General features: G+C 65.2%; 11 protein-coding genes. 8 read left to right on the top strand and 3 right to left on the bottom strand.

From position 1 onward, the window contains the following. The first annotated feature begins 3 nt into the window (after window positions 1-3). The 5 genes from L0976_RS12550 (at window position 4) to L0976_RS12570 (ending at window position 3538) form a co-directional block, all read left to right on the top strand. On the top strand, window positions 4-252 hold the full coding sequence (locus tag L0976_RS12550; protein ID WP_203316908.1) for a hypothetical protein: 249 nt from the start codon (window positions 4-6) through the stop codon (window positions 250-252). A 146-nt stretch (window positions 253-398) separates the two neighbouring features. After that, entirely contained in the window at window positions 399-1004 is a 606-nt protein-coding gene (gene leuD, locus L0976_RS12555; protein ID WP_203316909.1) for a 3-isopropylmalate dehydratase small subunit, read from the top strand. A gap of 4 nt (window positions 1005-1008) precedes the next feature. After that, window positions 1009-1389, top strand: a complete 381-nt coding sequence (locus L0976_RS12560) for a RidA family protein (protein WP_203316910.1) — start codon at window positions 1009-1011, stop codon at window positions 1387-1389. A 97-nt stretch (window positions 1390-1486) separates the two neighbouring features. After that, window positions 1487-2599, top strand: a complete 1113-nt coding sequence (leuB, locus tag L0976_RS12565; protein WP_234187618.1) for a 3-isopropylmalate dehydrogenase — start codon at window positions 1487-1489, stop codon at window positions 2597-2599. 240 nt (window positions 2600-2839) lie between these two features. Further along, a complete protein-coding gene (locus L0976_RS12570; protein ID WP_234187619.1) occupies window positions 2840-3538 on the top strand; it encodes a phosphatase PAP2 family protein in 699 nt (232 codons plus the stop codon). A 57-nt stretch (window positions 3539-3595) separates the two neighbouring features. Here L0976_RS12570 and L0976_RS12575 read toward each other — a convergent pair whose 3' ends face one another. Further along, window positions 3596-5485 carry an MFS transporter gene (locus L0976_RS12575; RefSeq protein WP_203316913.1) on the bottom strand — a complete coding sequence of 630 codons (1890 nt, stop codon included), beginning with the start codon at window positions 5483-5485 and terminating at the stop codon, window positions 3596-3598. A gap of 184 nt (window positions 5486-5669) precedes the next feature. Between L0976_RS12575 and L0976_RS12580 the strand changes: the two genes are divergently transcribed. The 3 genes from L0976_RS12580 (at window position 5670) to L0976_RS12590 (ending at window position 8021) form a co-directional block, all read left to right on the top strand. Further along, window positions 5670-5867 carry a hypothetical protein gene (locus L0976_RS12580; RefSeq protein ID WP_203319923.1) on the top strand — a complete coding sequence of 66 codons (198 nt, stop codon included), beginning with the start codon at window positions 5670-5672 and terminating at the stop codon, window positions 5865-5867. A 112-nt stretch (window positions 5868-5979) separates the two neighbouring features. Next, entirely contained in the window at window positions 5980-7014 is a 1035-nt protein-coding gene (locus L0976_RS12585; protein WP_203316914.1) for an aspartate-semialdehyde dehydrogenase, read from the top strand. Window positions 7015-7199: 185 nt separating this feature from the next. After that, window positions 7200-8021 (top strand): lytic transglycosylase domain-containing protein, encoded by an 822-nt coding sequence (locus tag L0976_RS12590; protein ID WP_203316915.1) that lies wholly within the window; start codon window positions 7200-7202, stop codon window positions 8019-8021. 53 nt (window positions 8022-8074) lie between these two features. Here L0976_RS12590 and L0976_RS12595 read toward each other — a convergent pair whose 3' ends face one another. Both L0976_RS12595 and pdxY read right to left on the bottom strand, forming a co-directional pair. Beyond that, complete coding sequence (locus L0976_RS12595; protein WP_203316916.1) at window positions 8075-8716, bottom strand: carbonic anhydrase; 642 nt, start codon at window positions 8714-8716, stop codon at window positions 8075-8077. A gap of 94 nt (window positions 8717-8810) precedes the next feature. Then, window positions 8811-9686, bottom strand: a complete 876-nt coding sequence (pdxY, locus tag L0976_RS12600; protein WP_234187620.1) for a pyridoxal kinase PdxY — start codon at window positions 9684-9686, stop codon at window positions 8811-8813. Between the last annotated feature and the right edge of the window lie 268 nt (window positions 9687-9954).

Consider the following 9954-nt stretch of genomic DNA (forward strand, 5'->3'; position numbering starts at 1 on the left):
AAAATGCAGCGCATCCGCTCCATCGTCTTCACCGTCTTCGCCATGCTGGTCGCCGGCGCGACGTTCCTGTTCGCCGCCTCCGTCGGCCTTGCCATCGCCGGCATCGTCGCCGTGCTGATGCTCGGCTCCATGCTTGCGAACAAGCTCCAGCCGGCCCCCGTGCGCGCCGCCGCCCGCAACGACCGCAGGGCGCCCGGACAGCGCGAGCCGCGCATCTGGAACGACGGCCGCGGCACGATCATCGACCTCTGACGAGGTTTTCCCCTGAAGGGATACCGGGCGTCAAGCACGCCCGGCTTTTGCGTTTGCGGCCGGCGATCAAGATTCTCCTTCAAATTCCGGGGAAACTGATCTAAACGCTTGGCCAACCGACATCACCGCATTTCGAGGGTTTCCGCATGGACAAGTTCGTCAAGCTGACCGGCGTCGCCGCGCCGCTTCCCGTCGTCAATATCGACACGGACATGATCATTCCGAAGGATTACCTCAAGACGATCAAGCGCACCGGCCTCGGCAAGGGCCTTTTCGCCGAAGCGCGCTACAACGAGGACGGCAGCGTCAACGAAAGCTTCGTGCTGAACAAGCCTGCCTACCAGAACGCGACGATCCTGGTCGCCGGCGACAATTTCGGCTGCGGCTCCTCGCGCGAGCACGCCCCCTGGGCGCTGCTTGACTTCGGCATCCGCTGCGTCATCTCCACGAGCTTCGCCGACATCTTCTACAACAACTGTTTCAAGAACGGCATCCTGCCGATCGTCGTCAGCCAGGAAGACCTGGACAAGCTGATGGACGACGCCAGCCGCGGCTCCAACGCCATCCTGACGGTCGACCTGGAAGCTCAGGAAATCACCGGCCCCGACGGCGGCCGCATCGGCTTCGAGATCGACGCCTTCCGCCGCCATTGCCTGCTGAACGGCCTCGACGACATCGGCCTGACGCTGGAGAAGGCGCCCGCCATCGACAGCTTCGAGAAGCAGAACGCGTCCGCGCGCCCCTGGGCCTGATCCGGTGCGCCGGCTGATCTCGTCCGGCTCCCCCTTCGAAACGACGGCGGGCTATTCGCGCGCCGTTGTTCAGGGCGACTGGTGCTTCGTTTCCGGCACGACCGGCTACGACTATGCCACCATGACCATGCCCGAAAGCGTCGAGGACCAGACGCGCAACTGCCTTTCCACCATCGGCAGGGTCCTCGAAGACGCCGGCTTCTCCTTCGCCGATGTGGTGCGCTGCCATTACTACGTGACCGAGGCGGCCTTCGCCGACCGCGTCTTCCCGATCCTCGGCGAGACGTTCGGCGCCATCCGCCCCGCCGCCACCATGATCGTCTGCGATCTGATCCGCCCGGAAATGCGGATCGAGATCGAGGTCACGGCGCTGCGCCGAGGCTGAACATCCCGCGCAAAAATCTTTCCTTTCGGCGATTTTCCTTGAACGGAAGTTGCGCTAAGAAGCGCGCGACCCTTTCCGTGACATCAAGGAAAATCCCATGACAGCGCGTACCCTCCTCCTTCTGCCAGGCGACGGCATCGGCCCGGAAGCCATGGCGGAAGTCCGCAAGATCATCGCCTACATGAACGCCGAGCGCGGCGCGGGTTTCGAGACCGACGAAGGCCTCGTCGGCGGCTCGGCCTATGACGCCCATGGCGCGGCGATCTCGGAAGGCGACATGGAGAAGGCGCTTGCGGCCGACGCCGTGCTGTTCGGTGCCGTCGGCGGCCCGAAGTGGAATGCCGTTCCTTACGAGGTGCGCCCGGAAGCCGGCCTCCTGCGCCTGCGCAAGGACCTGAAGCTCTTCGCCAACCTGCGCCCGGCCATCTGCTACCCGGCGCTCGCCAATGCGTCCTCGCTGAAGCCGGAGCTCGTCGAGGGCCTCGACATCCTCATCGTGCGTGAGCTGACCGGCGGCGTCTATTTCGGCGAGCCGAAGGAGATCATCGACCTCGGCAACGGCCAGAAGCGCGGCATCGACACGCAGGTCTACGACACCTACGAAATCGAGCGCATCTCAGGCGTCGCCTTCGAGCTGGCCCGCACGCGCAATAACCGCGTCTGCTCGATGGAAAAGCGCAACGTCATGAAGTCCGGCGTGCTCTGGAACCAGGTCGTGACGGAAACCCACAAGCGCAGCTATTCCGACGTGCAGCTCGAGCACATGCTCGCCGATGCCGGCGGCATGCAGCTCGTGCGTGCCCCCAAGCAGTTCGACGTCATCGTCACGGACAACCTCTTCGGCGACATGCTCTCCGACGTCGCGGCCATGCTGACCGGCTCGCTCGGCATGCTGCCGTCGGCCTCGCTCGGCGCGCCGGACGCCAAGACCGGCAAGCGCAAGGCCCTCTACGAGCCCGTGCACGGCTCCGCACCCGATATCGCCGGCAAGGGCATCGCCAACCCGATCGCCATGATAGCCTCCTTCGCCATGTGCCTGCGCTACTCGTTCAACATGGTCGAGGACGCCGACAACCTGGAAAAGGCCATCGCCGAAGTCCTCGACAGCGGCACCCGCACCGGCGACATCATGGCCGAAGGCTGCCGCAAGGTCGGCACCGGCGAAATGGGCGACGCCATCCTCGCCGCCTTCAGGAAGCTCTCCGCCTGAGAAAATCCCCCTCATCCGACCCTTCGGGCCACCTTCTCCCCAATGGGGAGAAGGAGAAATGCAGCCCCGGCCGTGTTCCCCTTCTCCCCTCGGGGAGGAGGTGCCGGCAGGCGGATGAGGGGGCCGATATCCGCTTGAAAGGTTCCCGGCGCAGGTGCTCCGGGAGCCTTTTTCGTTTGCGTCCCTTGAATTGCCGGCAGCGGCCAGCACATGGAAGCAACGCCATATCAAGGGATGACCATGAACCGATCGCTCGCGACCTCCTCGCTCTGGATCCTCGCCGCCACCGCCGTTCTGGTCGTGGCCCTCGTCCCCTTCGATCCGCTGCTGTCGGAGCGCGCCCGGGGACTGCCGGGCGCCGTGGTCGCCTTCAACGAGCGCATCACCGATTTCGGCACCTTCCGCTGGATGATCTACGGCTCCGGTTTCCTCGTCATCCTCGCCTATGTCGTCAGCCGGGCAAGCGCCGACGAGAGCACGGCGGGACGGGCGAGGACCGGCGGGCGGCTGTCGCTCTACTTCTTTCTGACGATCGGCGCGACGAGCGCGCTCGTCCATCTCGTCAAGCTGATCGTGGGGCGGGCGCGGCCGGAGCTTTTCGCCGAATACGGCGCCTACAGCCTCACGCCCTTTGCCTATGACGATCTCTATTCCAGCTTTCCCTCCGGCCACTCGGCGGCCGTCGGCGCCTTCTTCGGCGCCTTCTCCATGCTGGTGCCGCGGCTGCGCCCGCTCTTCCTCCTCGGCGCGCTGGCGATCGGCGTCTCGCGCGTCATCGTCGGCGCGCATTATCCGAGCGACGTCGCTGCCGGCCTGCTGCTGGGGCTGTGGACGGCGATTGCCACCGCCTATGTCTTCGCGCGCAAGGCGTGGCTCTTCCGCCTGGATGCGCGTGGTTGGCCCCTGCCGAAGTCCCTGCTGCCACCGCCCGCCGAATGAAAAACCGGCCCGTGTCGCCACGGGCCGGCTCGCCATGAATTCATCGGAAGGGGGTGATCAATCCATGGCGTGGATGTCGCGGTCCTTCGTTTCCGGCAGGAAGAGAAGGCCGATGACCAGCGTGATGCCCGCGAAGATGATCGGGTACCAGAGGCCGTAGTAGATATCGCCCTTGGCCGCGCTCATCGCGAAGGCCATTGCCGGCAGCAGGCCGCCGAACCAGCCGTTGCCGATATGGTAGGGCAGCGACATGCCGGTATAGCGGATGCGGGTCGGGAAGAGCTCGACCAGCAGGGCGGCAATCGGGCCGTAGACCATCGTGACGTAGATCACGAGGACGGTCAGCACGGCGATGGTCATGATCCAGTTCACCTGCGCCGGATCGGCGACCATGGTGAAGGCGCCGCCCTTGTCGACCGTATAGACCGGCATGTCGGCGGCCCCGGCGGCTTCTTCCGCCGTCAGCAGCTTGCCGGCAACGAGATCGGCCGAGGACATGGTGGCCTTCTCGCCGCCGCGAACGGCAGCCGCATCGAGGCCGAGTTCCGGGTTGGCCGCGATGAAGGCGTCCAGCTTGGAGTCGGGGACCTTCGCCGCGCCGCGAACCAGCGGATAGCCGGCATCGTGAAGCGCGATGTTGATGCCCTTGCGGAAGGCCGCCTCGTGCGCCTTGGCGTCGTCGCCGGAAGCGACGGCGTCGTAGCTGGTGATCGTCTCTTCGCCGATCTTGACCGTGGCGGCCGTCCCGGCCGGCGCCGTGGTGACGACGTCGTAGGGAACGGAGTTCTGCGTCAGGAACGAGGTGGCGATGTCGCACGAGGTCGTGAACTTCGCCGTGCCGGTCGGGTTGAACTGGAACTTGCAGTCGCCCGGGGCGGCGGTGACCGTGGCGCGGATCGTCGCCTGGGCCTGGGCCAGTGCCGGGTTGCCGGCCCAGGTCATGGCCTTGAACAGCGGGAAGTAGGTCAGCATGGCGAGCAGCAGGCCGGCCATGATGATCGGCTTGCGGCCGACCTTGTCGGACAGCCAGCCGAAGAAGACGAAGAAGCCGGAACCGATGAGCAGCGCGACCGCCACCATGATATTGGCGGACTGGCCGTCGACCTTGAGCACGCCCGTCAGGAAGAACAGCGCGTAGAACTGGCCGGAATACCAGACGACGGCCTGGCCGACGACGGCGCCGAACAGCGCAAGCAGCGCGATCTTGGCGTTGCGCCACTGACCGAAGGCTTCCGTCAGCGGTGCCTTGGAGCCCTTGCCCTCTTCCTTCATCTTCGCGAAGGCGGGCGATTCGTTCATCTTCATGCGGATCCAGACGGAAACGCCGAGCAGGACGACGGACACCAGGAACGGAATGCGCCAGCCCCAGGCGGCGAAAGCTTCCTTGCCGACGATGAACTGCACCGCGAGGATGACCACCAGCGACAGGAACAGGCCGAGCGTCGCCGTCGTCTGGATCCACGAGGTGAAGTAGCCGCGCCTGCCGTGCGGGGCGTGCTCGGCGACATAGGTCGCAGCACCGCCGTATTCGCCGCCGAGCGCCAGGCCCTGCAGCATGCGCAGCGCGATCAGGATGATCGGCGCGGCGATGCCGATCGTCGCGGCGCCGGGCAGGAGGCCCACGACGAAGGTCGAGAAGCCCATGATCAGGATGGTGACGAGGAAGGTGTACTTGCGGCCGACGATGTCGCCGAGACGGCCGAACACCAGGGCGCCGAACGGACGCACGAGGAAGCCCGCAGCGAAAGCGAGCAGCGCGAAGATGTTGCGCGTCGTCTCCGGATACTGGCTGAAGAAGGTGGCGCCGATATAGATCGCCAGCGAACCGTAAAGATAGAAATCGTACCACTCGAAGACGGTGCCGAGCGAAGAGGCGAAGATCACCTTCTTCTGCTCGCCCGTCATGGGCGCCGCCTTGGCGTTGCCCACGGTCGAAACATTGGCCATTTGTTTGTCCTCCACAAAAACGGCGTATCGGGGCAGCCCGTATGCGGTCCGGTGTTTCTCCCTAAAAACGCCGGGCAGGGTGCGCCTGATGAAAGGATGGCAGAAAACCAATTGTCATATCAGCGCTGCTTTGGGCTTATGACTTTCGGTGTACGACTTAAGTCGCGAATGCGGGGCAGCGGCCGTGAAACGCCCGATCGGCCACGGAACGCTTGACTCTTGGCCAGATGAGCGTATTCAGCACGCACGCAAGGGAACCGCCATGTATCGCTTTGGGATCGCCATCGCCCGCATGATCGCTCCGGCCTTCAACGCCGGACGGGTTCGCCATTGCGTGTCCATTTCCAAAACAACGGCCAAAACGACGACGAAAACCGTCTGACGTCTCTGGCCCACCGCTCTCTCCCCGGTATGGCCGGGGACCGAAACCCGCGTCACGGCCGGCGGGTTTTACCTCCTGACCCGCGGAGAGACAGAGAAAGAGAGCTTTAGACATGGGTTTCAAGATCGCAGTCGCCGGCGCGACCGGCAATGTCGGCCGCGAGATGCTGAACATCCTTTCCGAGCGCGGCTTCCCGGCCGATGAGGTCGTGGCGCTCGCCTCCGCCCGCTCGCAGGGCACCGAAGTCTCCTTCGGCGACAGGACGCTGAAGGTGCAGAACCTCGAGAACTACGATTTCTCCGACACCGACATCTGCCTGATGTCGGCCGGCGGCACCGTCTCGCAGAAGTATTCGCCGAAGATCGGCGCGCAGGGCTGCGTGGTCATCGACAACTCCTCGGCCTGGCGCTACGACGCCGACGTGCCGCTGATCGTTCCGGAAGTGAACCCGGACGCCATCACCCAGTTCACCCGCAAGAACATCATCGCCAACCCGAATTGCTCGACCGCCCAGCTCGTCGTCGCGCTGAAGCCGCTGCATGACCGCGCCACGATCAAGCGCGTCGTCGTCTCGACCTACCAGTCCGTCTCTGGCGCCGGCAAGGACGGCATGGACGAGCTCTTCAACCAGACCCGCGCCGTCTTCGTCGCCGACCCGATCGAATCGAAGAAGTTCACCAAGCGCATCGCCTTCAACGTCATCCCGCACATCGACAGCTTCATGGAAGACGGCTACACGAAGGAAGAGTGGAAGGTTCTCGCCGAGACCAAGAAGATGCTCGACCCGAAGATCAAGGTGACCTGCACGGCCGTGCGCGTCCCGGTCTTCATCGGCCATTCCGAATCGGTCAACATCGAGTTCGAGAAGGAAATCACCGCCGACGAGGCCCGCGAGATCCTGCGCGAGGCGCCGGGTTGCCAGGTCATCGACAAGCACGAGAACGGCGGCTACATCACCCCGTACGAATCGGCCGGCGAGGACGCCACCTACATCTCGCGCATCCGCGAGGACGCCACCGTCGAGAACGGCCTCAACATATGGGTCGTCTCCGACAACCTGCGCAAGGGCGCGGCGCTCAACGCCATCCAGATCGCGGAGCTGCTGGTCGCCCGCGGCCTGATCAAGGCGAAGAAGCAGGCCGCCTGACCGGAAACTGCATTTCGGTAAAAATGGCAACGTTCCGTTAACAGGTTATAAATAAAAGTCCCGGTTGTCCCGTCCAAGGGCAATCGGGATTTCGTTTTGGACGATTTCACGGCAAGGTGCGGTGACAGCAAAAGGGGAGCATGCCATGCTCCCGCAGCGGAATTGACGAGATCACGGGGTTTTTCATGGGCATGACAAAGAGCGTGGCCAGGGTTCTGGCCGCAATGATCGCCACGGCGGCGCTGCCGGCGGCGGCCGAGGCTGCCAGGTGCGGCAACGATGCGAGCGGTTTCCCGGCCTGGGTCGAGGCCTTCAAGGGTGAGGCGGCCGCGCGCGGCATCAGCCGCGCGACGCTGGACAAGGCCTTCGCCAATGTCGGCTACGCCCGCGCCACGATCCGCGCCGACCGCGGCCAGAAGAGCTTCAAGCTCTCGCTCGAACAGTTCATGCAGAAGCGCGGCGGCCAGGCGATCATCCGCCGCGGCAAGAGCCTGAAGCAGCAGAACGCCGCCCTCTTCAACCGCATCGAGGCGCGCTATGGCGTGCCGGCCGGCCCGCTGCTGGCGATCTGGGGCATGGAAACCGGCTTCGGCGGCTTCCTCGGCAAGGAGCACACGCTCTCGGCCGTCGCGACGCTCGCCTATGACTGCCGCCGCCCGGAATATTTCACCAACCAGCTCTATGCCGCCCTGCAACTCGTGCAGAACGGCACGCTGAGCACGACGGCGCGCGGCGCGGCGCATGGCGAAATCGGCCAGACGCAGTTCCTGCCGGCGAACGTGCTGAAATACGGCGTCGACGGCGACGGCAACGGCCGCATCGACCTCGTCGGCTCGAAGGCCGACGCGCTCGCCTCGACGGCGAACTTCCTGCGCGGCCACGGCTGGAGCGCCGGTGCGGGCTACCAGCCCGGCCAGTCGAACTTCGGCGCCCTGCAGGGCTGGAACGCTGCCAGCGTCTACCAGCGCGCCATCGCCATCATCGGTGCGGAAATCGACGGCAACTGAGCCGGCATCCACGGCATTCGAAAGCCGGCGCGGGAAACCGCGCCGGCTTTCTGTCATGCACTCGGTCGTTTGAAGTCGCCCGTGGCGCCGTCCATGATCCAGAGCTCGCCGGTCGAGATGTCGAACCAGGCGCCGTGGAGCTGGAGACGCCCCTTCTCTTCGAGGATGCGAACGCAGGGGAACGTCCGCAGATTGGCAAGCGAATTGCGGATCGAGACGCGCTCCAGCGCGCGCTGGCGCTCGGCCTGGGTCAGCATTTCGGCACCCTGGATCTGCTCGGCGACAGGCTTGAGCATGCCCATCCATTTGCCGATGAAATCGCCGGGCGAGAGCGGCTCGGCATCCGGGTCGAGCGCGGCGGAAATGCCGCCGCAGCGGCCATGGCCCATCACGAGGATGTCGCTGACCTTCAGCGACTGCACGGCGAATTCGAGCGCGGCGGAGGTGGCGTGGAACTGGCCGTCCGGCTCGTAGGGCGGCACGAGGTTCGCCACGTTGCGCACGACGAAGAGCTCGCCCGGCCCGCTGTCGAAGATCGTCTCCGGCGCGGCCCGCGAGTCACAACAGGCGATCACGAGCGTCTTGGGTTTCTGCCCGGTCTCGGCCAGCGCCCTGTAGCGCGCCGACTGTTCGGCATAGCGCCCGGACATGAAGTTGCGGTAGCCATTCAGAAGACGATCGGGAAAGCGGTTCATGGTGTCGGAATACCCCGTGCGAGCGATCTACCGGATGAGGCCCCATCCGGATGTGCATAAACCACTCCGAAGCATGCGGCGCAAGACCGGATGTTCAGGGACGACGGGTCTGCGCCGGGTGCACGAGGCGGCGCATGTGCACCATGGCCATGGGCGTCGCGATGCTGGAAGCGTCCTGCTCCAGCGTCAGCTCGTCGGCACCGCGCTTGGCCGTGCGCGCGACGATCTCGAAGACGCTGGCCGTCGCCGTCATCAGGGCCCGCTCCTCCGGCAGGCCCTCCATCAGGCGTGACAGGAAGATCGCCGACAGGAGGTCTCCGGTTCCGTTCGGCGGGTTGGGCACGAGCCGGTGTTCGGCCAGGAGCGCGTGGCGCCCGGAGAGATAGAGATTGCCCGTGCTGCCGGCCATCAGCGCCAGCGAGGAGGTGACGAGCATGCGCGAGGGACCGAGCGAGAGCGCCGCGTCCATGATCGCCGCATTCGTCTCGAGCGGCGCGCCGGCAAGCCAGGCAAGCTCGAACCGGTTCGGCGTCGCGACGGAGGCGAGCGGGATCAGGCAGTCGCGGATCGCCACCGCCGTCTCTTCCGGCACGTAGAGGCCGCGATCGTCGCCGCAGACCGGATCGCACATATAAAGAAGGTCCGGATTGTCCGCCCGCAGGCTTTCGACAAGCCGCCCGACGGAGCGGGCCTGCGCGGCGCTGCCGAGATAGCCCGACAGCACCGCCTTCACCTCGCCGCGCCAAGGCGCGCGGATGAGGTCGGAGATGATCGCGTCGAAATCCTCCGCGGATATGGCGACGCGCGTGGCGCGGCCGTGGCCGGGATGCCAGGGCAGGATGACGGTCGGCAGCGCCCAGACCGGATGGCCGAGCGTCTCGAGCGCGAAGACGGCGGCCCGGTTGCCGACCGTGCCCCGCACCACATGGCTCGAAATCACGATGACGGTGCCCTTGTCGCTCTCGTTCATAGCCGGCTCCCTTTCCTGACGGCGAGTGATCGCAAGGGGGGCAATGCCTGTCAACGCCGGCACCGAAAATCCTTCCGCGCCGGATGGCCGCATCGGGCGGCTCCGGACGGTTTCGGGCTGCTTTTCGACGAGAAAAGCCGATTTTCATGACGAAACGACAGCAATATTGACCTGTTCCGGACAAAATCGATTGAATTTTCTCGCGATTCCACAAATTTCGTCGCAGGTATTTTTTCTTCTGCTAACGTCCCGGCATCGGATTCGAGGG

Origin of the sequence: Shinella sp. NM-101 (assembly GCF_021401195.1) — a bacterium.
Classification (GTDB): domain Bacteria; phylum Pseudomonadota; class Alphaproteobacteria; order Rhizobiales; family Rhizobiaceae; genus Shinella.

Coding starts and splice junctions, on each gene's coding strand:
- L0976_RS12595 (WP_203316916.1), bottom strand. CDS start 8,716: ATGAACCGCTTTCCCGATCGTCTTCTGAATGGCTACCGCAACTTCATG.
- L0976_RS12590 (WP_203316915.1), top strand. CDS start 7,200: ATGGGCATGACAAAGAGCGTGGCCAGGGTTCTGGCCGCAATGATCGCC.
- L0976_RS12585 (WP_203316914.1), top strand. CDS start 5,980: ATGGGTTTCAAGATCGCAGTCGCCGGCGCGACCGGCAATGTCGGCCGC.
- leuB (WP_234187618.1), top strand. CDS start 1,487: ATGACAGCGCGTACCCTCCTCCTTCTGCCAGGCGACGGCATCGGCCCG.
- L0976_RS12575 (WP_203316913.1), bottom strand. CDS start 5,485: ATGGCCAATGTTTCGACCGTGGGCAACGCCAAGGCGGCGCCCATGACG.
- leuD (WP_203316909.1), top strand. CDS start 399: ATGGACAAGTTCGTCAAGCTGACCGGCGTCGCCGCGCCGCTTCCCGTC.
- pdxY (WP_234187620.1), bottom strand. CDS start 9,686: ATGAACGAGAGCGACAAGGGCACCGTCATCGTGATTTCGAGCCATGTG.
- L0976_RS12570 (WP_234187619.1), top strand. CDS start 2,840: ATGAACCGATCGCTCGCGACCTCCTCGCTCTGGATCCTCGCCGCCACC.
- L0976_RS12550 (WP_203316908.1), top strand. CDS start 4: ATGCAGCGCATCCGCTCCATCGTCTTCACCGTCTTCGCCATGCTGGTC.